This is a genomic window from uncultured Tateyamaria sp. (assembly GCF_947503385.1).
Lineage (GTDB): Bacteria > Pseudomonadota > Alphaproteobacteria > Rhodobacterales > Rhodobacteraceae > Tateyamaria.
Window position 1 is genome coordinate 353,723 of the sequence record NZ_CANNDO010000003.1, and the last position, 22,394, is coordinate 376,116.

Sequence of the window (22,394 nt, forward strand, 5' to 3'; positions counted from 1 at the left end):
GCGGTGCAACGTCATGGCCGTAAAACGCGCACCCGCACCACCCGGTCAGGCAGCATGGACCGACATTGCGCATAGGCGTGGGTCATGCTGAATTGCAGCCCTTCGGTGCGCACGCCCGTAGAATAGGAGGATTTCGGGTTCGCCACGGGTTGTGTCGTGAAAATCACGCTCTTGCGGCCCGGATAATTCGCCGATGGCCCGCGCGCTTGCACGATCGTCAGGTCGCCCCCTCGCAGGCCCATCACCTTGCGCGAGAATATCCCCGCCGCGCACCACATCTGCATACCGCCCGCGCCGTCCGCTTCGATCACTTCGAAACGGGTCGCATCGATCTGGCGAACCGGGATGACAATCAGTTCGCGAAAGATGATCCGTTCGGCATGGGCCACCGTTGGCAGCGCTGCGAGGGCAAGGATGGCAAAGTGTTTGAGCACAGGTCACACTCCTTTGGCATCAAGGTTAACCCATATGCCCGGATTCGCTAAGCCAAGTGTCCGATGACCCGTCTGACATGGGGTGCGTCACGATGTTCGAATAGGTAGATGCCCTGCCACGTGCCCAACGCCATGCGTCCACCTGCCACCGGGATTTGCAAACTCGTGGGCAGCAGTGCCGCCTTGATGTGCGCAGGCATGTCGTCCGGCCCTTCGTAGGTGTGGGTCAAATACGACATCGACGGATCGGTGGTCGGCGGGACCAGACGGTGAAAGAATGCCGCAAGGTCCGTCCGGACCTCGGGATCCGCATTTTCCTGGATCATCAAGGAACAGGAGGTGTGCTGAACAAACAAGGTCAGCAGACCATCACCCGTGACCCACGCGTCAACCTCGCGCGTCACCTCGTACAATCCCGGACCTGACGTCTGCCATTCAAATACCTTTTGCATGAAACCATCCCCCGCCGTGCGGGTTGACTGAGTAGCGCACGCAAAGGAGAGCACAATGACCAAAACAATTTTTATCACGGGGGCCAGTTCAGGCATCGGCGCCGCGACGGCCAAGGCGGCAGCCGCTGCGGGCTGGCATGTGGGACTGTTCGCCCGGTCCGAAGACAAGCTCAAGAAGATCGCAGATCAGATTGGAGACAACGCAACCGTGTTGCCGGGTGACGTCACCAAGATGGACGACCTGACCCGTGCACTGGACCAATTGGAGCAGGTCGATGCCGTATTTGCCAATGCGGGCAAGGGCCTGAACACCGCCGGATCGGAAGAGGGCGACCCCGACGAATGGCACGAGATGATCCACATCAATATTATGGGCGTCCTCTATACCGCCAAAGCCGCCCTGCCTCGCTTGCGCCAGACCAAGGGGCACATGGTTCTCACGGGTTCCGCCGCAGGCCGGCGCCATATCAAGGGCTCGATCTACGGCGCGTCAAAGTGGTTCATTCACGGTTACGCGGGCAACCTTGCCGAAGAGATGGCGGAATGGGGTGGCCGGTGTACGGTGGTTGCTCCGGGGATGGTCGATACGGCGTTTTTTGACGAGGCGAAACCGGACAAGCTACAGCCTGAAGACGTGGCGGATGCGGTGATGCTCGCAATTGACGCTGACCCGCGCTGCGCTGTGCGCGAAGTGTTCCTGATGCCGACGCAGTGACGCGCAGGATAATGTCCCGGAACTGCAATGTACCCGTTAGCGGCCCGGACGGAACGCACGGCCAGGACGCGGTCAGCGAAAGGTGACATTTGAAACCGGCATGGGCGACCCCCGCGGTTGCCTGTGCTGCCCGACTCAGCGGAAAATACGCAGTCCCTGTTCGTCGATCACCTGTTTGGCCTTGCCAATGGAAGCCGTGACCGCACTGTCGTGATCGTTCAAAGTATCTGCACGCACAAGCATGTGCGTTTTGGTCTCACCATTCACCTCTGTCTCGACCCGTGCCGCGATGCGGTAGACATTTCCTTCGGCCATAGGCTCGGGGTAGATGCGAAAATCACCATAAGTTTCGCACACAGGCTCTGACGCGGGCGCGTCTTTGCGTCCCAGCAGGCGCGACAGGAGCGACATGGCAAAACCTCCACTTCTGTGATGCGGGCGGCCATTCGGGCAGCCCGCATTCTGGTCACTGATCGAGGAAGCTGCGCAATTTGCGGCTGCGGCTGGGGTGCTTGAGCTTGCGCAGAGCCTTTGCTTCGATCTGGCGGATTCGTTCGCGGGTCACGCTGAACTGCTGGCCCACCTCTTCGAGCGTGTGATCGGTGTTCATGCCGATGCCAAAGCGCATCCGCAGCACACGTTCCTCTCGCGGTGTAAGTGAAGCGAGAACGCGTGTTGTCGTCTCCTTCAGGTTTTCCTGAATGGCGCTGTCCAGCGGCAGAACCGCATTTTTGTCCTCGATGAAATCGCCAAGTTGGCTGTCTTCCTCGTCGCCGATGGGCGTTTCGAGCGAGATCGGTTCCTTGGCGATTTTCATCACCTTGCGGACCTTTTCCAGCGGCATTTGCAGCTTGTCCGCCAGTTCTTCCGGCGTCGGTTCGCGGCCGATCTCGTGCAGCATCTGGCGGCCCGTACGGACCAGTTTGTTGATTGTCTCGATCATGTGCACCGGGATACGAATGGTGCGCGCCTGATCCGCGATGGACCGGGTGATCGCCTGACGAATCCACCATGTGGCATAGGTCGAGAACTTGTAGCCGCGGCGGTACTCGAATTTGTCGACCGCTTTCATCAGGCCAATGTTCCCCTCCTGAATCAGGTCAAGGAATTGCAGGCCGCGATTGGTGTACTTCTTGGCGATGGAAATCACGAGGCGCAGGTTCGCCTCGACCATTTCTTTCTTGGCCTGACGGGCTTCTTTCTCGCCCTTCTGGACCTGTTGCACGATGCGGCGGAATTCAGAAATATCGAGGCCCACATACTGGCCAACCTGCGCCATATCGGCCCGCAGCTCTTCAACCTTTTCGGCGGAGCGTTCGATGAACATCTGCCAGCCGCGCCCTGATTTCTCGCCCATCTCGTCCAGCCAGCCGGGATCAAGCTCGCGCCCGCGATAAGCGTCTACGAATTCCTTGCGGTTGATGCGCGCCTGATCGGCGAGTTTCACGATGGAACTGTCGATCTGCATGATCCGGCGGTTGATGCCATAAAGCTGGTCAATCAGCGCTTCAATCCGGTTGTTATGCAGGTGCAGATCGTTGACCAGTGCCACGATCTCGGATCGCAATTTCTGGTAAATCTCTTCGTCGCCAGAGGAGAACGAGCCATCCTCGTTCAACGTGGCAGAGATGCGATTGTCCTGCATCTCGCTCAGTTGTGCGTAGTCATTTGCGATCACATCCAGCGTTTCAAGCACTTGCGGCTTGAGAGCGGCTTCCATCGCTGCCAGCGACATATTGGCCTGATCGTCCTCGTCGTCGTCGTCATCTTTGGCAATCGGGTTGCCGTCAGCGTCGAGTTCCGGGCTGTCGTCAGTTTTTTCTTCTGTGGCGCCGGCGGGCTGCACGACAGGTTCCTGAACCTCGCCATCCTCACCCAATTGGTTGCCAAATGTCGCCTCAAGGTCGATCACATCGCGCAACAAGATCTCTTCTGACAAAAGCTCGTCACGCCAGATGGTGATGGCCTGAAAGGTCAGAGGGCTTTCGCACAAGCCCGCGATCATAGTATTGCGGCCTGCCTCGATGCGTTTGGCGATAGCAATCTCGCCCTCGCGGCTCAGCAATTCAACCGAGCCCATCTCGCGCAGATACATGCGGACAGGATCGTCGGTCCGGTCCAGTTTTTCCTGACCCGTGGCCCCCAGCGTCAGATCGCGAGTGCCTTCGGTTGTGGTGACCTCGGTCGAGCCCTTTTGCTCTTCCTCTTCGGCCTCTTCGTCTTCGATGATGTTGATGCCCATTTCGGACAGCATCGACATCACGTCCTCGATCTGTTCGGAACTGACCTGATCGGGCGGCAGCACCGTGTTTAGCTGATCGTAGGTGATGTACCCTTTTTCGCGGGCCTCACCGATCATCTTCTTGACGGCGGCCTGACTCATATCGAGCGAGTGGGCGTTGTCCTGGTCTTCGGTCTTGGCGTCTTCGTTCGTGTCTTTCGCGGCCATGCCGGGCTCCTCTGATCGGGGCTCCTTGGCGAATCACCCCCGTGTGATTCGCTTAGAGAATCATTTAGCGCTTTGAGTGATTCGGCCACCCATCTAGCTGCATTTTCCTAAGGTTTCGCGGCCAAAACGCATCACCGTCCCGGCTTTGAGAACCTGATTTGGTCCATCAGGGCGGCGAATGCGTCGCGTTCCTGACGGCTGATACGGGCGCCGTTGTCGCCCGTGTCGTATTCTGCGTTGTCTTCCTGCCCGCTCCGAACGGCGCGGGATGCAGCATCGGCAGCTTGGCTCAGGCGCCATGTCACACCTTCATCGGCCACCCCTTCGAGGTCCTGTACCGCATCCGCAATCTCTGCGTCCAAACCCCTCGTCGCGCTGAGTTTTGCGAGCTCTTCGGCCACGGTCATGCGGGCCATGTCGGCATCGCCGGGTGTGCGAACACAGGGGACAATGGCCACATGGCGCGCAGACAGCAGATTATCAAGGGCATCCGGCCCCAGTGCGCTGATAATCTTTTCGCGCAACACCTCCGGGCCACCTGTGCTGTGGCGGAGAATCAGGTCGCGCAGCGTCCGGTGCGTGTGGTCGCGGCAGGGCAAATCTTCGATCCCACTTTCGAACTCTTCGGCCACATCAGGGGTCAGGATCAGCGCGGCAAGGATCACCGCTTCGCGCAGGTCATCCGTGGTGTCGGTCCCCGCTTGGGCCAGCACGGACGATTTGGTGCTGGGCAGCGCAGTGGGCGGCGCATTCCACGCACGCCGGGCTTGGGGGCCGCGCTGCGGGCGGAAGAGTTGCCAGCGCAGGTCCTTGATTTCCTGACCGTAGTGCTGGCGGATCGAAGGGTCTTGGATCAGCTTGATCTTGTCGCGCAGGGCCTTGTCGAGCGCCGCCTTACGCTCGGGACTGTCAAAATTCTTGCCTTCGGTTTCGCGTTGCCACAGCAGTTTCACCATGGGCTGGGCTGCCTCCAGCAGCTTTTGCAGCGCGGCCGCCCCTTGCGATTTCAGCAGATCATCCGGGTCCTGCCCGTCAGGCATCAGAGCAAAGCGCAGGCTTTTGCCGGCCTCAAGGGATGGCAGCGCCAGATCAATAAGGCGCATGGCCGCCCGGATACCCGCGGTATCGCCGTCCAGCGCGATGACCGGCTCATCGGCAATACGCCACAGCATGGCCAACTGATGTTCCGTCACCGCAGTGCCCAACGGCGCCACCGCCGCGCCAAAGCCATGTTCGGCCAGCGCGATCACATCCATATACCCTTCGGCCACGATCAACGGCTGGCCTTTGCCCGCAGCGGTCCGCGCAGGACCGTGGTTGTAAAGGGTGCGGCCCTTGTCAAACAATTCTGTCTCGGGCGAATTCAGGTATTTTGCGTTGTCATTGGGGTCCATGGCCCGCCCCCCAAAGGCCACACAGCGCCCGCGCGCATCGCGGATCGGGAACATGATACGGCCCCGGAACGTGTCATAAGGTTTGCCGCCCTTTTGACTGGGCTTGGCCAGACCTGCGGCAAGGATCAGATCGTCCTCAACCCCCTTGGCCTTGAGCGCGTCCCAAAGACCCTGCCACGTATCCGGCGCAAACCCGATCTCCCACCGGTCCCACGCGTCGGGGCCCAGACCCCGGCGCGCTTCGAGGTAATCCCGCGTTGCTGCTGCGGCCCCCGTTTTCAGTTGCAGCCGGAAATGCTGCACCGCCATTTCCATGACGTCCGCCAGCATCGTGCGCCGGTCCGCCTTTTCTTGCGCGCGCGGATCGCGTTCAGGCATGGGCATCCCGGCCTCACCAGCCAGAATTTCCACCGCCGCCATGAAACCAACATTTTCCGTCTCCCGCACAAAGGAGATGGCATCCCCTTTGGCGTGGCAGCCAAAGCAGTAGTAATACCCTTTGCGGTCATCCACATGGAAGGACGCAGTCTTTTCGTGGTGAAACGGGCATGGCGCCCACAGATCGCCCTTGCCCTGATTGGACTTGCGCGCATCCCACATCACCTTGCGGCCCACCACCTGACCAAGGCTCAGGCGCGTGCGCAATTCATCAAGGAATCCGGGGGGCAGGCTCATGCTCTATATAATGGGGTCGCAGGGGCCAGAGTCGAGCCTATTGCTGTAGGCACAGCTCGTTCCATGCAGCCGACAGGTCCTCTTTGCGGATCACCCGGCGCTTTTGCTCGTAGACCCACGGCGCAATCAGTGGGATCGCGTTGTTGAACCGTTCCGGCCACGTGGGCTCTTGCGCGAGGATATGCGCGCTGACCTCTCGTTCGGGCACGCGGTCAAGACGGGCCTGCTGGACGGCGGCGACCACCTCGGCCTGATATCCGCAGCTTTCGGCCTTTTCATCGGCAAAGGCGGGAAGCGCAAACAAGGCGGCGGCACAGGACAGGGCGAAACGGGTCATGGTGGGCGAGGCTCCTTCGGAATCGTTCGGCGCAGTCTACAGGCGCGCCGCGACGCTTTCCATGGCCCTTTCCAGATCGTGACGCAGGGTGCCCGCCATTGACCGGAACACCATCAACAGGAATGTATCCGCCCCGATCCGCGTGACAGACCCGGTCATGTGCTGGATCAGCGTGCGCGCGGTATGGCCACGCTTGAATGCTTCGGCAGACAGGTCCAGCGGTACCAGCCGCGCCAAAACAGCCTCCACTTCCGCGCCGGACAGCGTCACGCACGCCCACGCATCGCTTTGCAGCGTCATCGCCCCATAGGCATTGAGAGCTGCATCCGGTTCAGGCCCCGCCAACATCACCATCTCACGGCCAAACCAGATCGCCCGCGCGCCCGTCTTGCCCGTGGCGCGGCCCGGACCGGGCCACGCCATGCCATGGGCGTCCTTGAACACATCGCCAATGGTCTTGCCCGTGTAGGGCGCGATCGAGGTAAGCGTGCCAAGGTCAACCTCAGCCAGCGTCACCGTGCCAATGGTCGTTTCGGTCATCCCGCGCAGCGGGGTCTCGGCCACCAAGTCAACCACGCGCGCGCCCTCCCTCTGGGTCCAGAAACACCGGATCGCAAATTTCCACCCGTGTACGGATGTCCCGCAGGTGGTCGACCATCTGCAACACCTCGCCATGACGCGCCTGACCGTCGCGGACAAATCCAAGGCCGAGGAAATGCCCAAAGCTCGGTGAAAAGCCGACAGAGGTGACATAGCCCTGATCATGCGCACGCACCGGCTCTTCGCCATCGGTATAGATCTTGGCCCCACCGGTCAGTTGCCTGACCGGGCCAACGGGTTTCAGGCCGACCAATTGCGCGCGCCCCTGCTCGACCAGACCGGGCCGGGCCGCCATCGTCTTGCCGATGAAATCCTTTTTGGCCGACAGCATCCGGGCCATGCCGATGTCCGCCGCCGTCACGCGACCGTCGATCTCGGAATGGGTGATGAACCCTTTTTCGATCCGCAGCACGTTCAACGCTTCCATCCCGTACGCGCCGCCGCCCATAGTATCGGCGGCCTCAACAAGCGCCGCAAACAGGCTCGCCCCAAACCGCGCGGGCACAGCGACCTCATAGGCATGTTCCCCCGAAAACGAGATGCGGAACAGCCGCCCCGTGACACCCCCGATGGAAATGGCCCCGCACGCCATGAACGGCCAGCTTTCATTGTCGATGGGTTGGTCAAGCATCCCGTTCAGCAGCGCCCGCGCCTGCGGCCCCGCCACAGCGAACTGCGCCCATTGTTCGGTCACCGACATGATCCGCACATCCCATTCCGGGTGCAGCGCCTGACTGACAAACTCCAGATGCCGCATCACCTGACCCGCCGCAGCGGTGGTCGTGGTCATCACAAAATGCGCAGGCCCCAACCGCGCGGTGGTGCCATCATCCATGACAAACCCGTCCTCGCGCAGCATCAGCCCATAGCGCACGCGCCCCTCTTTGAGCGTCGAAAACATGTTGGTGTAGACGAAATCCAGCAATTTGCCTGCATCCGGCCCCTGAATGTCGATCTTGCCAAGCGTCGAGACATCACAGACGCCCACTGCCTCGCGCACATAGCCGACCTCACGATCACAGGATTGCCGCCACGACGTTTCTCCGTCCCGCGGGAAATACGACGGGCGATACCAAAGCCCGGCTGCAATCATTGGCGCTTTCATGTCCATCGAGGCCGCATGGCTGGTTGTCTTGCGCTCAGGCGCAAACCCCGTGCCCTGCGCGCCGGCCCCCAGTGCCGCCAGCGCCACGGGGCCAAAGGGCGGTCGAAATGTCGTTGTCCCCGTCTCTGGAATGCCGCGCCCTGTTGCATCTGCCAGCACGGCAAGTGCCGCGACATTCGAATTCTTGCCCTGATCCGTGGCCATGCCTTGGGTCGTGTAACGCTTCATATGCTCGACGGAGGCATAGTTTTCCGCCGCCGCCTGCTTCACATCCTTGACCGTCACATCGTTTTGGAAATCCAACCACGCGCGCCCCTTGCCCGGCACGGCCCAAAGCGGCGCGATGGCGTATGGCGCATCTTCGGCTGTTGGCACAATGCTGTCCTCCGCGCGCAAGCCCAAAGCCTCAAGGCTCTCGCGTGCCGCCGATGCCCCCGCCGCCAAACAGGCCGCTGTCGAAAAAGCGCCATTGCAGGCCCCCGCCGCGATCATTCCCGGAATGGCTCCGGGTGTGGGTACAAATGATGCGATGTCATCCGACCATGTGGGGCGCCCGTTCATATGGCACGTCACATGCACCGTCGGGTTCCAGCCGCCAGACACCGCCAGACAATCCGTCGCGATCTTCTCAGATCCGGCGGGTCCATCGACCGAAATCGCCTCAAGACCCCTGCGGCCTTCTGCGCCGGTGACCTGACTGCCCGCAATGACCCTGTAATCGCCCTGCGCGACCGCATCTGCGCGGCTGTCGACCACAGCAGCCACATGCACACCTGCTTCGACCATATCCCGCGCCGTCCGGTGTGCATCGTCATTGTTGGCAAAGACCGTGATTGCCTTGCCCGGTGCCACACCCCACCGGTTCAAATACGCGCGCACAGCCCCCGCCATCATCACGCCCGGACGGTCATTGTTTCGAAACGCGATGTGCCGCTCCAGCGCACCCGCCGCCAGCACGGACCGCCGCGCAACAATCCGCCAGAACGTCTCCTTGACCCCACCCTCGGGGCGTGTCCGGTGATGCGCCACGCGCTCCAGCGCGCCAAAGGTGCCGCCGTCATAGGCCCCGGTAACCGTCGTGCGCGTCATCAGCCGAACAGTGTCCATAGCTGCGAGTTCCGCCACAGCCTCCGCCGCCCAAGCGTGTCCGGGCGCGCCCCCAATCTCCAGCGTTTCCGCGTTGAGCCGCCCACCCATCACGAAATCCTCATCTGCCAGAATGACCCGCGCCCCTGCGCGCGCAGCTGTCAACGCAGCCATCAATCCGGCAGGACCCGCACCGACCACCAACAGATCACAGAACGCATAGGCCTTTTCATAGTGATCACCGTCCGCCTCTGCGCCCAGTGCCCCCAAGCCCGCCGCCCGCCGAATGAACGGCTCATAAAGCCGCTCCCAAAACGCGCGTGGCCACATGAACGTCTTGTAATAGAACCCGGCCCCCAGAAATGGCGCGGCCAAATCGTTCACGCTCAACAGATCAAATCCCAGCGACGGCCACGCATTCTGCGGACGCGCTTCCAACCCGTCATAGATTTCCTGCACCGTCGCCCGCACGTTTGGGTCTGTATCGGGGCCCCTACCAACAGTCACCAGCGCATTCGGCTCTTCGGAGCCTGCGGTCAAAATCCCCCGCGCCCGATGATACTTGAACGATCGCGCCACATGCCGCACGTCATTGGCCAGCAGCGCAGAGGCCAGCGTATCGCCTCCAAATCCGCGATATGTGTTGCCATCAAACTGAAACGACAGCCGCTGTGACCGGTCGATCAGGCCTTTACCTTCGACCCTCATGACGCATCCCTCGCCAGCACTGCTGCCTTCACCTCATGGCTCGATACATTGCGCGTCACCCGTAACCACGCGCCGCAACCCGCATCGTGGCTCCAAAGCTCATCCAGATCGCCCGCACTGTTTTCACGGAGATGCAGATAGTCGTCCCACGCAGCCTCTCCTGCATCCGGCGCAGGACGGGCCAGAGCCACAGCGGCGCCCTGATAGTAGAACTCGCGCCGGTCGCGGGCACCGCAAATCGGACAGGGAATGCGCATCAGACAATCCTCCGGGAACAGGTCCCCTGCTTCTTCTCTTTCCAAATACTCAACTGCACCATGACCATCTCTCCTAGTGCAGATTGTGCTGAGACCCGGTGGCCTCTTCGTCCATGATCCCGCGTCCGGTGCGGAATCGGTCCAGACGGTGCCGCACTGTTGTTTCGTGCGGCTGCCCCGTTGCCAGCAAATGCGCAAAGGTGTGGCCCGATGCCGGGGTCGCCTTGAACCCGCCATAGCACCACCCGCAATTGACAAAGAGACCCTCGATGTCCGTTTTGTCGATGATAAAGGACCCATCGGGTGACATGTCCATCACCCCGCCCCAACTGCGCAGCATCCGCGCCTTGCCCAACACCGGCATCAGCGTCATCGCCGCCTCGGACACATGTTCGACCAGCGGCAGATTCCCGCGCGAGGCATAGCTGGCATACATATCCAGATCGCCGCCAAACACGAGCCCACCCTTGTCGGACTGACTGATATAGAAATGCCCCATGCCGTAAGTGACCACGTGGTCGAGGCAGGGTTTCAGCCCCTCGGTCACAAAAGCCTGCAAGACGTGGCTCTCGATGGGCAAGCGCAGACCTGCCATTGCCGCCACTTGCGAGGACCGGCCCGCAGCGACCATACCGATCTTCTTGGCCCGGATCGGACCGCGGGTGGTCTGCACGCCCCTCACAACACCGTTTTCCACGTCGATCCCGGTCACTTCGCATTGTTGGATCAGGTCTACGCCCCGGTTGCTGGCCGACCGGGCAAAGCCCCACGCCACGGCGTCATGCCGCGCAGTGCCGCCACGCCTGTGGTAGAGGCCACCGAAAATGGGAACGCGTGTCTGATCGAAATCGATCATCGGCAGCAGCTTACGCAAATCGCCGGGTGTCAGCATCTCGGCGTCGTCACCCTGCGCACGCATCGTATTCCCCCGCCGGACAAAGGCGTCCCGCTGCCCGTCCGAATGCACGAGGTTGATGATACCGCGCTGCGAATGCATCACATTGAAATTCAGGTCCTCCTCCAGACCCTCCCACAGTTTCAGTGAATGCGAATAGAATTCCGAATTGCCCGGCAGCATGTAGTTGGCGCGCACGATTGTGGTGTTGCGCCCGACGTTTCCACCTCCAAGATAGCCGCGCTCCAGTACCGCCACATTGGTGATCCCGTGCACCGAGGCGAGGTAATGCGCCGTGGCCAGCCCGTGCCCACCACCGCCGATCAGCACGATGTCGTAGTTGGGCTTGGGTTCGGGGCTGCGCCAATGCGGCCCCCAGCCCTTGTTGCCCGTCAACCCTTCGGTCAGGATTTTGAGCCCTGAGAACCGCATGTCGCCTCCACGCACTTTTGTGATGGAATACCATCAACTCTGTGCAGGAGTAGCAAGGGGCGGCATCCACATCCGCCCCATTTCGACACAGGTTGGCCCGTCAGCGACGGAATGTAGCGGCACATTTCCCCGGCAGCATGTCAGCGGATAAAGTTCGGCCCCAACAGCGTTTGCGCCAAAGTGGTGTTCGGCACGCGAATATCCCGGCCGCCCTTGCGCAGGGTCGCAATGAAAATGGCGCGCGACGTGCGTTTGTTCCCATCCGGCGCGGATTGCGCGCGAATGTACGCCCCATAGAGAAAACAGGCCAGATCGTCCCAGCGACGACTTTGATCCCCCGGCGTCAGTTGCAGTGTCATGGCAAGCCGCTCAATGTGTTCGGTGAGCCACTTTGCCCCCGCCGAACTGGGATAGGCACCGCCACGATTGACCATGCGCCCGTGTGCGTAAGCCGGGGTGGCCATCACTTCGGCGCCGATCAATTCATGATTGGCGCGGTCGAACGTGTTCTTTTGACGCACGTCATAGTCGCGGTGCAGGATCATCATTAGGCGCAGCGTCTTGCGGCGCGCCTCAACCGACGGATCATGACTGTTGACCCAGTTCACACCCTTCCATAGATCGTCTTCCATCGGGTTGGTGGGAATGCGCCATTCAAATGGATCGATGTTGTTGCGGCGCAAAAGCGGCTCAAGTTCGCAATTGCTGCATCTGGCCCACAATCCGTTGATCTGCGCCTGCACGTCGAGGATCATCCGGGTCTCATAGAGCAGGTAGCCGTTGATCAGCGGCGCGTACATTTCCGCCGCGTCCTCTTCGTAGTCCATCCAGCGCACGGCGCGCTCGATATATTCCTCGTACACCTGAATGACGGCATCGGCATGGTTCTGGCCAATGACCAGACGCAACCCGGCAAACGAGGGCAATTGCTTCCATGCGGCGACTGCCGCTCTGCGGTCCACCTGCACCCGGTTACGCCGACGGTTGCGCGTGCGTTTCTTTTTCCAGAAGGCAAAACCAGACATCAGATGGTCCCCCATGTGGAATGGGAACTGGCTGACACAGCGATGAAATACGTGTTCGCTGTGTCGCCAGTGGAAATGACTTTTTCAAAATTCGGGAACCAAGGCACGTGATGTCTCCTTTCGCGCAAACGCGTTATCGGACACGAGCCATGGGTCGCTCGTGCAATTCATGTTGTTCGAAGGTTTGGACAGGATCTGCGCTGTGCCTTCACATGAATTACACGCGGGGCCGAAGAGTTATTCGGCCCCGCTGCAAAAAAAGTGATTTTAGTCTGAACTGGCCACTGCCAGACGGCGCTTGGGGCTAGAGCCCCTTGGCACGGTAGCTGTCCGCCACCTTGCCGATGGACACGAGGTAAGCCGCCGTGCGCAGATCATCGACATCGTCGCGATCATGCCAGACCGATGCCATCGACTGGTAGGCCGCCCGCATCGTGTCATCAAGGCCCGAGCGGACCAGTTCCAGTTCATCCGCGCCACGCAGGTATTTCTGCTTGAAGTCCGGCGTCATGCTCCACGCATCGCCCAGATGACGGCTGAGCCGCTCAAGCTCGTCCACAACCAACTGGTGCCGCGCCTCTTCCTGACGACGCTGCATCCGCCCAAAGCGGATATGGCTGAGGTTTTTGACCCACTCGAAATAGGACACGGTCACACCACCGGCATTCGCATACATGTCGGGAATGATCACGGTGCCCTTATCCCGGAGGATGCTGTCAGCGCCAGCGGTCACCGGACCGTTCGCGGCCTCGATAATCAGCGGTGCCTTGACCTGTGCCGCATTGCCCATGTGAATGACCCCCTCGAGCGCGGCGGGGATCAGGATGTCGCATTCCTCCTCAAGCACGGTCGAGCCGTCTTCGACAAAGGTGCCGTCGGCATAGCCTGCCACACCGCCATGCCCGGCGATCCAGTTCCGAACCGCATCCACGTCAAGTCCGCGCGGATCGGTCAGCGCACCATCGCGTTCGATGATCCCGACGATCTTGCAGCCATCCTCCGCAGCGAGGAACTTGGCCGCGTGGTAGCCCACATTGCCCAGCCCCTGCACCACGACCGTCTTGCCATCCAGCGTTCCGCTCATCCCCGCCTTTTTGACACCTTCGGCATCGCGGAAGAATTCGCGTAGCGCATATTGCACGCCCCGACCGGTCGCCTCCGTACGGCCCTGAATGCCGCCCGCATTGGTCGGTTTGCCGGTCACGCAGGCCACGCCGTTGATGTCGGTCGTGTTCATCCGTTTGTACTGGTCCGCAATCCACGCCATCTCGCGCTCGCCCGTGCCCATGTCGGGGGCGGGCACATTCTGCGCGGGGTTGATCATGTCGCGCTTGATCAGCTCATAGGCAAACCGGCGCGTGATCAGTTCCATCTCATGATCGTCATATTCGCGCGGATCAATGTGCAGCCCACCCTTGGAGCCGCCAAACGGTGCCTCCACCAATGCGCATTTGTAGGTCATCAGCGCTGCCAGCGCCTCCACCTCGTCCTGATTAACGCCCAAGGCAAAGCGAATGCCCCCCTTGACCGGTTCCATGTGTTCGGAATGTACAGACCGGTAACCTGTAAACGTCTGGATCTGCCCGCGCAGACGCACGCCAAACCGGACAGTGTACGTCGCATTGCACACACGTATCTTTTCCTCGAGCCCGGGCGGCAGGTCCATCAGCGCAACAGCGCGGTTGAACATAATGTCGACGCTCTCGCGAAAGCTCGGTTCCTGGGGTGTGCTCATCCGGGGTCTCCTCTCTCCGGCACGACTCGGCCGCATGGCCAGTCTGTGACCGCAGGCTATGACGGTTTCGTTAACCAGCGCCAGATTCTCTTTTTTGGCATTTTCAACATGTCGCGCACGATCCCCCGCAAAAGCCTTGATTCCGACCCACAATGCACCCTTCGGCCGCGTATTGGTTCCAAAGCGTAGAAAAACACCCCGAACACTCCGTTGTTTTGCCTGATTTCAGCCATATTCCGCCGTCACACCAATGATTGGAAAATTAGGCCTGCTTTGGGCCCATTGGTTGAAATGAAGGTGCAAAATGCCTCGGAAATGGAACAGAACGCAGATGACGCTCGCTGATTTGCGGAGCTCAGTCGCACAGTTCAAACGGGACGAGCGCGGCACAGTTACTTACTTTGCGGTCTACATGCTCATGATGATGCTGCTTGTAGGTGGCATTGCCGTTGACCTCATGGAAAACGAAATGATGCGGACTCGCGTACAGAATACGCTGGACCGCGCGGTGCTGGCGGCGGCTGACCTCGATCAGACGCTGGAGCCTGCCGCCGTTGTACAAGACTATTTCGACAAGGCGGGCATGGGCCAGTACCTGACGTCCGTGACGGTCGATGAAGGTCTGAACTATCGTACCGTGACCGCACGGGCCGACGCCACAACCAATACACAGTTCATGCGCCTGATGGGCGTGCCCGAACTTCAGGTGCCCGCCGGTGGCGCCGCCGAAGAACGGGTGTCCAATGTCGAAATCTCCATGGTGCTGGACATCTCCGGCTCGATGGGCAGCGACAACAAGATGAACAACCTGCACGACGCGGCGGGCGTGTTCATCGACACCGTTCTCAAGCCCGAGAATGCAGACCTGATCTCTGTGTCGTTGATCCCCTACACCGCGCAGGTCAGCGCCGGTGAGGACATCTTTAACGCCATGAATATCTCGCGCTGGTCCGGCAACCCCGGCTGGTGCATTGATTTCGAGGAAACCGACTTTTCCACCACAACGGTGCGAATGGACGGCACTTACGAGCACATGCAGTTCTTCGACGAAGGCTGGAACTACTCCAACCCCGTCTCCAATCCGGGCTGCCCGGGCCGCGACGACGGCTATTACAGCTCGGACCCCGAACAAACGAAACGCGAGTACGAGCAGATCATCGGCTTTAGCCAGAACGCAACGACGCTCAAAAACCGCATCAACAACTACCGCGCACGTGCCAACACCTCCATCCACATCGGGATGAAATGGGGCGTGGCCATGCTCGACCCGTCTTTCCGCCCGGTGACGCAGGCCTTGGGTTTGCAGAACAAGGTGGACGCGGCCTTTGGCAACCGTCCAGCCGACCACTCGGACACCGAAACGCTGAAAACCGTACTGCTGATGACCGACGGTCAGAACGTGAACACGACGCGGATCGACGATTACTACTACAGCTGGCACAACGCCCGCGTCCATTGGACCAAGTATCCGCTGCATTGGTATCTCAACAACTATGTCGGAGGCAGCTGGGACAACTGGCGTTACACCAAGTACACGTCCGGCCAAGCCGACACCATGCTGAGCAACATCTGCACGGCGGCCAAGAACAAAGGCATCGTCGTCTGGTCGATCGGCTTTGAGGTCACCAACTACTCCGCCGGCGTCATGCAAGACTGCGCTTCGTCCCCCTCCCACTTCTTCCGCGTGGAAGGTGTCGAGATCACCGAAGCCTTTGAAGCTATCGCCAAACAGATCAACCAGCTGAGGCTCACACAATGACCCGGACAGTACGCACTATCCTCCGCCGCTTTCGGCGCGACGAAGACGGGGCGGCACCTGTGATCGAATTCGTGATCATGTTCCCCATCCTGATCTTTCTCCTGCTGTCCGCGTTCGAACTTAGCATCTACGCTTTCCGCCAGAACTGGCTGGACCGCGGTCTCGACCTTGCTGTGCGCGACATTCGCCTGAACACGGGCCAGAATTACACGCACACGCAGGTCAAGGCGATGATCTGCGAAAAGTCAGGCTTCCTGCAGGACTGCAACGCGCATCTGAAACTTGAGATGAACCCGGTCGATCCGCGCGGTTTCGTGGCCTTTGAAGGCGGCGCGGACTGTGTCGACACCGCGCAGCCGCTGGCCCCCTCGCGGTCCTTTGTTCACGGCGCGGAACACTCGCTGATGATCCTGCGGGCCTGTTATCTCTATGACCCGGTCTTCCCCCGTATCGGTATGGGCGAGGCCATGACGAAGGATGGCAACGAGTACTATCCGCTCATCGCTGTATCCGTCTTTGTTCAGGAGCCAAGCTCATGATGAATATTTCCCGCTTCCTGCGCCGCTTCCGCGACAACGAACGCGGCAGCATCGCACTGGAATGTGTTCTGGTGATCCCGATGCTGATGTGGGCCTACTTGTCCATGTACTCGTTCTTTCACGCCTACCGGACGCATTCGCTGAACATCAAAACGGCCTATGCCATTGGCGACGTTATTTCGCGTGAAACGAACCCCCTGGACACCTCGTATCTGACAGGCATTCACGAAATGGCCGCATATATGTCGTGGACCCAGCCCAGCAACTTTGCGATCCGCATCACCAGCGTAAAATACGACGCCGATGCGGACGAATACCAACGCGACTGGAGCCAGGTCAAAGGCTGGGTGCCTGCGCTGGACAATGCCGCCGTCGAGGCGCTGCGCAACCACCTGCCGGTTATGCCTGACGGAGAGCGTGTGGTCGTGGTCGAGACGTTCGAGCAATACGATCCGCCGTTCAACATGGGGCTGAGCGATCACGAGATCCACAACTTCGTGTTCACCCGTCCCCGCTATGCGCCGCGCGTCTGCTTTGACGAGTGCGCAGGCGTCTAAACGCCGTCACGCTCCGCAATCATGGCCGAGATCATCTCGGCCATGAACTTTGCCTGATGACCGGGTGTCATACCGCCCACCCCAATCCGCGCGCCCATCCGCCACCACATGCCGGGATGCCAGCTGCGTGGCGCCTTATGCGACAGTTTCAGCAAAAAACCGTTGGAAGGTTTGAACGCAAACATGCCTCGGTCCACACTCACGATCTGATCCACAGGTGCCAGCACCATGCCGCGGGTGTCGCGCAGCTCTGACCGGGTCAGTTCAATCGCGTGCGACGTGGCGCGCCGCATCTTTTCCGCCATCCAGATCGCGCCGCCGCCCACGACAAACAGGAACACCTGCCAGCCCGGCTCGGGCGGGTTCACAACCGCCACATACAGCACCAGCACCGCCAGCACCCAGATTGATCCGACGCCAAGAATACGCCGCCCGGCCGAAGAGTGGACGGTGGCGAGCACTTCGTCTTGTTTTGCAGCTTTGCCCATGTCGGCCTCCTACCCGTCAGGTGGCCCGCTCACAAGGGTCAGCGGCGCACGATCACTTCAGCGCCCCGCTCTTCGGGTTCATCATCTACCATTTCAGACGGAAAACCGGGGGCCGTGACGTCCAACCCGGTGACCTCTTCGAGCCGCTTTATGATGTTCGGGCTCAATTCGCGCGGCCCAAACCGCGCAATTCCATCGTTAAAAATTTCGATCAGCAGCGGGTTAAGCTCAAGCGGCACACCGGCCCGGTCGGCCACGTCCTGAAACAGGCCGATATCCTTGGCCACAAGGTCCATCGTAAACGAGATGTCGCGGGAACCGTTCAGGATCACCTGGCTTTCGGTTTCGTGCACAAAGGACGTGCCCGAACTGATCGCCATCGCCTCGTAGGCCACGGCCAGATCCATGCCCGCACCCTTGGCCACGGTCAGCGCTTCGGCGCACGACACAAGATTTGCGGTCGCGAGGTAATTGGTCAGCACCTTCAGCACCGATGCAGATCCCAGATCGCCTGTGTGCAGCACCCGCCGACCCATCGTGGTCAAAAGCGGCAGAATGCGCTCGAACGTCTCCCGGTCACAGCCTGCAAAGATACTGATATTGCCTGTATCTGCCCGGTGGCAGCCACCCGAGACCGGGCAATCCACCGCCGCGCCGCCCTTTGCTATGACCGCGCCGCCCAAACGTTTGACCTCCGCCTCATCGGTTGTCGACATCTCCATCCAAATCTTGCCGGGACCGATATGCGGCAGCATCTCGTCCATCACCGCTGCCGAAGCTGCGGGGCTGGGCAAGCAGGTGATCACGGCATCGCAGGTCTGCATCAATTCAGCCGGGCTGCCGCCGTCACGCGCGCCATCGCCGACCTTGGCCGCGACCAGCGCCGCATCCAGATCGTGCACCGCCACGTCGTGGCCGTTGCGCAACAAGCTGCCCGACAGCTTGCCCCCAACATTTCCCAGCCCGATGAATCCGATTTTCATGACAATGTTCCCCTTGGACGATACGCATTTCGCCGCAGGCAATCCGGTCCATCGTGCAAAGTCCGTCCCGTTTGCGACACCTCTCACATGATGTCAGACCAACTCAGCCCTTGCCCGTGTCATCTTTGTTAAGGTTGAGCAACGACATCGCGGATTTACCCAGTTCGATGCCCGCAAAAGGCCCTCCATGGCGCGCGTTCGACACATCATGGGGGTCAAGCGCGCCATATTCGGCAAAAATCGCCTCGGCAAACTGCTCTGCATTGTCCTGCGGCTTGTAGCCCAAATGCCGTGCCCCTGAATTGTCGACCGGCGCGCGGTCATTGTTTGACACGCCATAAATGATCGAAAATTCAGTGATCGGCGTGTCGATGGCCCGCTGCACGAGGCGCACACAATCGTCATAGCTCAACCATGTGCCCACGGCCCTGGGGTTCGTCACTTGGGCGCAGGACAGGATACGCAGACACACTGCCTCTAACCCTCGTTTTTCCCAATACATCCGACCCAAATCTTCGGCAAAGCACTTGGCCAGCCCGTAGAACGTGTCGGGCCGGTGCGGCACATCGATGCCGATGGCTTCTGTTTTGGGATACATCCCAACCGCATGGATGGACGAGGCATAGACCACCCGACGGCAGCCATTGCGATGCGCGGCCTCCCAAATGTTGTACGCTCCGATGAAATTTGGCCCCAGCAATTCCTCGAACGGGCCTTCGTCCACGATCGCGCCAAAATGCACAACCATATCAGCACCTTGCAGCATCTGTTCGAACGGCGCCAGTTCAGACAGATCGGCCTTAATATAGGTCTCGTTTGCCGCAAGACCGGGCACGCTGTCGGCAATGTCCGTGCTCACGAACTCCTCGCACATTGCAGCCAGCGGCCCCCGCAGATAAGAGCCGAGCTTGCCCGCCGCTCCCGTCAAAACCAGTTTCTTCAGCATTGCGCGCTCCTCATATCACGGCCCGTTCGATGATCGGCTTTTGCGCCAGAACACGATCGAAATGGAAGGGGGTCAGATCAAGACTTCGGTACGCCCCGTATGTCAGCCATTCGGCTGTGCCACGCCCCATGGCGGGCGATTGTTGCAGACCATGCCCCGAGAACCCGTTGAGAAAGACGAAATTCTCCACCTCCGGGTGCGGCCCAAGGATCGCATTATGGTCCAATGTGTTCATCGCATAGTGCCCAGCCCATTCCGCTGTAACCTTGATCGTCTCAAACTGCGGGATGCGCGTGGCCAGCACCGGCCAGATGTGATCCTGCCACAGCGCATGATCCATCGCGAAATCATCGTATTCCACGGCCGGGTCGACCCCCGAATGCCCACCCGCCTGATAGGTACCGCCTCCGTTTTCGCGCACATGCACGCCGGACGGATCAATGGTCAGCGGCAAGTCCTGATCCAGAGGCCGTTCCGCCGCGAACACCCACGAATAGCGCTTGCGCGGCTCGACCGGCACGTCGATCCCGGCCATGGCGGCGGTGCGTGCCGCGCGCGGGCCAGAGGCATTGACCACCTGCCCGCATCCAACAACCTCTCCGCTGGCGAGCGTCACAGATTCAACGCGGGCACCACTGCGCGTGATCGCGACGACTTCGTTCTGGATGTACTCTACCCCGCGCTCGCGCGCCTGACGGCGCCACCATTCAAAGACGGTGCTGCCATCCCAATACCCTTCGTCAACCGTGTTGATTGATCCCAACACGATGTCATCGACAGTGTAGAACGGATAGCGCGCCTTAATCTCTTCTGGCGTCATCAGCTGCGTTGCGGCCCCGGCGGCGTGCTGCACCTTGATGTTTTCGCGCAGCACGGCCGCAAACGCATCGGTGTCGGCAAGGTACATGTAGCCAAAACTGCGAATGCTCAGGTCCGGTACGCGTGCATCACCGCCCATCCGCTCCCGAATAGTCTTGACGAAATCCGCCGCGAACTGACTGATCCGCACGTTCAGTTCCGTAGAAAACTGCTGGCGCATACAGGAGTTGGTGTGAGCCGTCGAACATGCAGCATAGGACATGTCCCGCTCGACCACCAACACGCGGCCCTGAAAGTCATCGCTATTGGTCAGAAACCATGCCGCAGACGACCCCATGATCGCGCCCCCGATGATGATGACATCGTACTGCGCGTGCTGCGGTGCGGCGTGCTCGGTCATTGCGTCGTCCTCGGAATAGGGGCCAATGGATTCGCGGCACCAAAGCAGTTTGGAAGACGTTTGCACAGTCTGTTTCAACCTCTAGCCACAAATTCCCTGCGCTCCTCTTCGGGGAATCTTTCGCGAAAAATCAGCGGGTTGGAAAACTACACGCCTGTTTCTGATGTACGCACCTCAGAAATTCGTTGACGTGAGGTACGCCCCTCATTTTTACTGATGTCACGGGCAAACCAAGATCAATTGCCCATTCAGGGAGGAATTCATGAAACGATTTAACGCGGCCGCCATCGGCGCGGCTTTGACCTGTTCCGTGAGCGTACCGACGCTTGCCTCAGCCGAGGATCTGACATTGTGCTGGGCGGCATGGGACCCGGCGAACGCGCTGGTGGAACTGTCCAAGGAATTCGAAGCCCAATCCGGACACAGCATGAATTTCGAGTTCATCCCGTGGCCCAATTTCGCAGACCGGATGCTGAATGAACTGAACTCGGGCGGCAAACTGTGTGACCTGCTGATTGGTGACAGTCAGTGGATCGGCGGCGGTGCCGAGAACGGTCACTACGTCAAGCTGAACGATTTCTTTGATGCCGAAGGCATCAGCATGGACGATTTCGCGCCCGCCACTGTCTATGCCTATTCCACTTGGCCCAAGGGCACGCCGAACTACTATGCCCTGCCCGCCATGGGCGACGCGAACGGCTGGTTCTACCGCAAGGATTGGTTCGAGCGTGACGACATCCGCGCCGCATTCAAAGAGGCCACAGGCCGCGAATTGGGCGAACCCAAAACCCAGCGCGAGATGCTGGAAATTGCGCAGTTCTTTCAGGGCCGCGAAATTGACGGCAAGACCGTATACGGCGCGTCGATCTTTACAGAGCGTGGCTCCGAAGGGATCACGATGGGCGTGACGTCCGCGCTGTATCCGTGGGGCTTCAAATATGAGAACACCCCCGGTTCCTACGACATGGACGGTGCCGTCAACTCGCCCGAGGCAGTCGAAGCACTTGAGTTCTATAAGGAATTCTACGAAACGGCGACGCCACCCGGATACACGAACTCGTACATGGGTGAATCGCTCGATGCGTTCAAATCCGGTCAGGTCGCCATGGCGATGAACTGGTTTGCGTTTTTCCCCGGCCTCTATGCCGACCCGAATACCGGTGGGGACAAGATCGACTTTTTCGTGAACCCGCCGCAGAACCAAGCCGGCTCCACACTGGGCGGTCAAGGTATCTCTGTTGTGGCCTATTCGGACAAACAGGACGCCGCGCTTGAATACATCAAATGGTTCGCCAACCCCGAGGTGCAGGCCAAGTGGTGGGAACTGGGCGGCTACTCGGCCCACAACTCGGTCCTGAACGATCCGGGCTTCAAAGATAGCGCACCGTTCGCCGGTGATTTCCTCGAAGCGATGGGGGCCGTGCAGGACTTCTGGCAGGAACCGGCCTATGCCGAACTGCTGCTGGCCATGCAAAAACGCATCCACGACTACGTGGTCGCCGATCAGGGCACGGCCCAAGAGGCACTCGACAAGTTGATCGAAGACTGGACCGAAGTCTTCGAAGATGAAGGCAAGCTGTAAACTTGAGCCAACCGTAGTGGCG

General features: G+C 60.2%; 21 protein-coding genes. 5 read left to right on the forward strand and 16 right to left on the reverse strand.

Translation table 11 applies throughout. From position 1 onward, the window contains the following. Window positions 1-11 precede the first annotated feature (11 nt). Both Q1A85_RS12815 and Q1A85_RS12820 read right to left on the reverse strand, forming a co-directional pair. Entirely contained in the window at window positions 12-434 is a 423-nt protein-coding gene (locus tag Q1A85_RS12815; RefSeq protein ID WP_299689633.1) for a hypothetical protein, read from the reverse strand. A 47-nt stretch (window positions 435-481) separates the two neighbouring features. Next, window positions 482-886: a secondary thiamine-phosphate synthase enzyme YjbQ gene (locus Q1A85_RS12820; protein ID WP_299689636.1), complete on the reverse strand. Its 405-nt coding sequence runs from the start codon at window positions 884-886 to the stop codon at window positions 482-484. Between the two features lie 55 nt (window positions 887-941). Between Q1A85_RS12820 and Q1A85_RS12825 the strand changes: the two genes are divergently transcribed. Then, window positions 942-1,601, forward strand: coding sequence for an SDR family NAD(P)-dependent oxidoreductase (locus Q1A85_RS12825; protein WP_299689639.1), 660 nt, complete (start codon window positions 942-944; stop codon window positions 1,599-1,601). A gap of 135 nt (window positions 1,602-1,736) precedes the next feature. Here Q1A85_RS12825 and Q1A85_RS12830 read toward each other — a convergent pair whose 3' ends face one another. The 10 genes from Q1A85_RS12830 to Q1A85_RS12875 form a co-directional block, all read right to left on the reverse strand. Beyond that, entirely contained in the window at window positions 1,737-2,012 is a 276-nt protein-coding gene (locus tag Q1A85_RS12830) for an HlyU family transcriptional regulator (protein ID WP_299689642.1), read from the reverse strand. Between the two features lie 55 nt (window positions 2,013-2,067). After that, window positions 2,068-4,050: an RNA polymerase sigma factor RpoD gene (rpoD, locus tag Q1A85_RS12835; protein WP_299689645.1), complete on the reverse strand. Its 1,983-nt coding sequence runs from the start codon at window positions 4,048-4,050 to the stop codon at window positions 2,068-2,070. Between the two features lie 131 nt (window positions 4,051-4,181). Continuing rightward, the gene (gene dnaG / locus Q1A85_RS12840) at window positions 4,182-6,119 is read right to left on the reverse strand and encodes a DNA primase (protein ID WP_299689648.1); all 1,938 of its coding nucleotides are present in this window, start codon (window positions 6,117-6,119) and stop codon (window positions 4,182-4,184) included. A 37-nt stretch (window positions 6,120-6,156) separates the two neighbouring features. Beyond that, window positions 6,157-6,456 (reverse strand): hypothetical protein, encoded by a 300-nt coding sequence (locus Q1A85_RS12845; RefSeq protein WP_299689651.1) that lies wholly within the window; start codon window positions 6,454-6,456, stop codon window positions 6,157-6,159. A 36-nt stretch (window positions 6,457-6,492) separates the two neighbouring features. Continuing rightward, window positions 6,493-7,032 (reverse strand): sarcosine oxidase subunit gamma, encoded by a 540-nt coding sequence (locus tag Q1A85_RS12850; RefSeq protein ID WP_299689654.1) that lies wholly within the window; start codon window positions 7,030-7,032, stop codon window positions 6,493-6,495. Beyond that, complete coding sequence (locus tag Q1A85_RS12855) at window positions 7,025-9,955, reverse strand: sarcosine oxidase subunit alpha family protein (protein ID WP_299689657.1); 2,931 nt, start codon at window positions 9,953-9,955, stop codon at window positions 7,025-7,027. Before Q1A85_RS12855 ends, Q1A85_RS12850 begins: the two co-directional genes overlap by 8 nt. Beyond that, complete coding sequence (locus Q1A85_RS12860; RefSeq protein WP_299689660.1) at window positions 9,952-10,212, reverse strand: sarcosine oxidase subunit delta; 261 nt, start codon at window positions 10,210-10,212, stop codon at window positions 9,952-9,954. Before Q1A85_RS12860 ends, Q1A85_RS12855 begins: the two co-directional genes overlap by 4 nt. Window positions 10,213-10,285: 73 nt before the next feature. After that, window positions 10,286-11,539, reverse strand: coding sequence for a sarcosine oxidase subunit beta family protein (locus Q1A85_RS12865; RefSeq protein WP_299689663.1), 1,254 nt, complete (start codon window positions 11,537-11,539; stop codon window positions 10,286-10,288). 140 nt (window positions 11,540-11,679) lie between these two features. Further along, window positions 11,680-12,564 (reverse strand): hypothetical protein, encoded by an 885-nt coding sequence (locus Q1A85_RS12870; protein ID WP_299689666.1) that lies wholly within the window; start codon window positions 12,562-12,564, stop codon window positions 11,680-11,682. Window positions 12,565-12,868: 304 nt separating this feature from the next. Beyond that, window positions 12,869-14,299, reverse strand: a complete 1,431-nt coding sequence (locus Q1A85_RS12875; RefSeq protein WP_299689669.1) for a Glu/Leu/Phe/Val dehydrogenase — start codon at window positions 14,297-14,299, stop codon at window positions 12,869-12,871. Between the two features lie 331 nt (window positions 14,300-14,630). Here Q1A85_RS12875 and Q1A85_RS12880 point away from each other — a divergent pair, with 331 nt between their 5' ends. From Q1A85_RS12880 to Q1A85_RS12890, 3 genes are read left to right on the forward strand one after another with little or no spacing between them, the layout of a single operon-like run. Further along, a complete protein-coding gene (locus Q1A85_RS12880) occupies window positions 14,631-16,058 on the forward strand; it encodes a TadE/TadG family type IV pilus assembly protein (protein ID WP_299689672.1) in 1,428 nt (475 codons plus the stop codon). Then, window positions 16,055-16,597: a TadE/TadG family type IV pilus assembly protein gene (locus Q1A85_RS12885; protein ID WP_299689675.1), complete on the forward strand. Its 543-nt coding sequence runs from the start codon at window positions 16,055-16,057 to the stop codon at window positions 16,595-16,597. Before Q1A85_RS12880 ends, Q1A85_RS12885 begins: the two co-directional genes overlap by 4 nt. After that, window positions 16,594-17,154, forward strand: coding sequence for a hypothetical protein (locus tag Q1A85_RS12890; RefSeq protein WP_299689678.1), 561 nt, complete (start codon window positions 16,594-16,596; stop codon window positions 17,152-17,154). The genes Q1A85_RS12885 and Q1A85_RS12890 overlap by 4 nt, the downstream gene beginning before the upstream one ends. Here Q1A85_RS12890 and Q1A85_RS12895 read toward each other — a convergent pair. From Q1A85_RS12895 to Q1A85_RS12910, 4 genes are all read right to left on the reverse strand, one after another. Continuing rightward, complete coding sequence (locus Q1A85_RS12895) at window positions 17,151-17,642, reverse strand: hypothetical protein (protein ID WP_299689680.1); 492 nt, start codon at window positions 17,640-17,642, stop codon at window positions 17,151-17,153. The genes Q1A85_RS12890 and Q1A85_RS12895 overlap by 4 nt on opposite strands. A 38-nt stretch (window positions 17,643-17,680) precedes the next feature. Then, a complete protein-coding gene (locus tag Q1A85_RS12900; RefSeq protein ID WP_299689683.1) occupies window positions 17,681-18,625 on the reverse strand; it encodes an NAD(P)-dependent oxidoreductase in 945 nt (314 codons plus the stop codon). A gap of 103 nt (window positions 18,626-18,728) precedes the next feature. Further along, window positions 18,729-19,571, reverse strand: a complete 843-nt coding sequence (locus Q1A85_RS12905) for an NAD(P)-dependent oxidoreductase (RefSeq protein WP_299689686.1) — start codon at window positions 19,569-19,571, stop codon at window positions 18,729-18,731. A gap of 10 nt (window positions 19,572-19,581) precedes the next feature. Then, on the reverse strand, window positions 19,582-20,790 hold the full coding sequence (locus Q1A85_RS12910; protein WP_299689689.1) for an FAD-binding oxidoreductase: 1,209 nt from the start codon (window positions 20,788-20,790) through the stop codon (window positions 19,582-19,584). A 262-nt stretch (window positions 20,791-21,052) separates the two neighbouring features. Between Q1A85_RS12910 and Q1A85_RS12915 the strand changes: the two genes are divergently transcribed. Next, on the forward strand, window positions 21,053-22,372 hold the full coding sequence (locus tag Q1A85_RS12915; protein WP_299689691.1) for an extracellular solute-binding protein: 1,320 nt from the start codon (window positions 21,053-21,055) through the stop codon (window positions 22,370-22,372). Window positions 22,373-22,394: the final 22 nt, after the last annotated feature.

Bases quoted from the DNA above. Each gene is read 5' to 3' on its own strand.
- Q1A85_RS12820 (WP_299689636.1), bottom strand. From the start codon at position 886: ATGCAAAAGGTATTTGAATGGCAGACGTCAGGTCCGGGATTGTACGAG.
- Q1A85_RS12825 (WP_299689639.1), top strand. From the start codon at position 942: ATGACCAAAACAATTTTTATCACGGGGGCCAGTTCAGGCATCGGCGCC.
- Q1A85_RS12830 (WP_299689642.1), bottom strand. From the start codon at position 2,012: ATGTCGCTCCTGTCGCGCCTGCTGGGACGCAAAGACGCGCCCGCGTCA.
- rpoD (WP_299689645.1), bottom strand. From the start codon at position 4,050: ATGGCCGCGAAAGACACGAACGAAGACGCCAAGACCGAAGACCAGGAC.
- dnaG (WP_299689648.1), bottom strand. From the start codon at position 6,119: ATGAGCCTGCCCCCCGGATTCCTTGATGAATTGCGCACGCGCCTGAGC.
- Q1A85_RS12845 (WP_299689651.1), bottom strand. From the start codon at position 6,456: ATGACCCGTTTCGCCCTGTCCTGTGCCGCCGCCTTGTTTGCGCTTCCC.
- Q1A85_RS12855 (WP_299689657.1), bottom strand. From the start codon at position 9,955: ATGAGGGTCGAAGGTAAAGGCCTGATCGACCGGTCACAGCGGCTGTCG.
- Q1A85_RS12860 (WP_299689660.1), bottom strand. From the start codon at position 10,212: ATGCGCATTCCCTGTCCGATTTGCGGTGCCCGCGACCGGCGCGAGTTC.
- Q1A85_RS12865 (WP_299689663.1), bottom strand. From the start codon at position 11,539: ATGCGGTTCTCAGGGCTCAAAATCCTGACCGAAGGGTTGACGGGCAAC.
- Q1A85_RS12870 (WP_299689666.1), bottom strand. From the start codon at position 12,564: ATGTCTGGTTTTGCCTTCTGGAAAAAGAAACGCACGCGCAACCGTCGG.
- Q1A85_RS12875 (WP_299689669.1), bottom strand. From the start codon at position 14,299: ATGAGCACACCCCAGGAACCGAGCTTTCGCGAGAGCGTCGACATTATG.
- Q1A85_RS12880 (WP_299689672.1), top strand. From the start codon at position 14,631: ATGACGCTCGCTGATTTGCGGAGCTCAGTCGCACAGTTCAAACGGGAC.
- Q1A85_RS12885 (WP_299689675.1), top strand. From the start codon at position 16,055: ATGACCCGGACAGTACGCACTATCCTCCGCCGCTTTCGGCGCGACGAA.
- Q1A85_RS12890 (WP_299689678.1), top strand. From the start codon at position 16,594: ATGATGAATATTTCCCGCTTCCTGCGCCGCTTCCGCGACAACGAACGC.
- Q1A85_RS12895 (WP_299689680.1), bottom strand. From the start codon at position 17,642: ATGGGCAAAGCTGCAAAACAAGACGAAGTGCTCGCCACCGTCCACTCT.
- Q1A85_RS12900 (WP_299689683.1), bottom strand. From the start codon at position 18,625: ATGAAAATCGGATTCATCGGGCTGGGAAATGTTGGGGGCAAGCTGTCG.
- Q1A85_RS12905 (WP_299689686.1), bottom strand. From the start codon at position 19,571: ATGCTGAAGAAACTGGTTTTGACGGGAGCGGCGGGCAAGCTCGGCTCT.
- Q1A85_RS12910 (WP_299689689.1), bottom strand. From the start codon at position 20,790: ATGACCGAGCACGCCGCACCGCAGCACGCGCAGTACGATGTCATCATC.
- Q1A85_RS12915 (WP_299689691.1), top strand. From the start codon at position 21,053: ATGAAACGATTTAACGCGGCCGCCATCGGCGCGGCTTTGACCTGTTCC.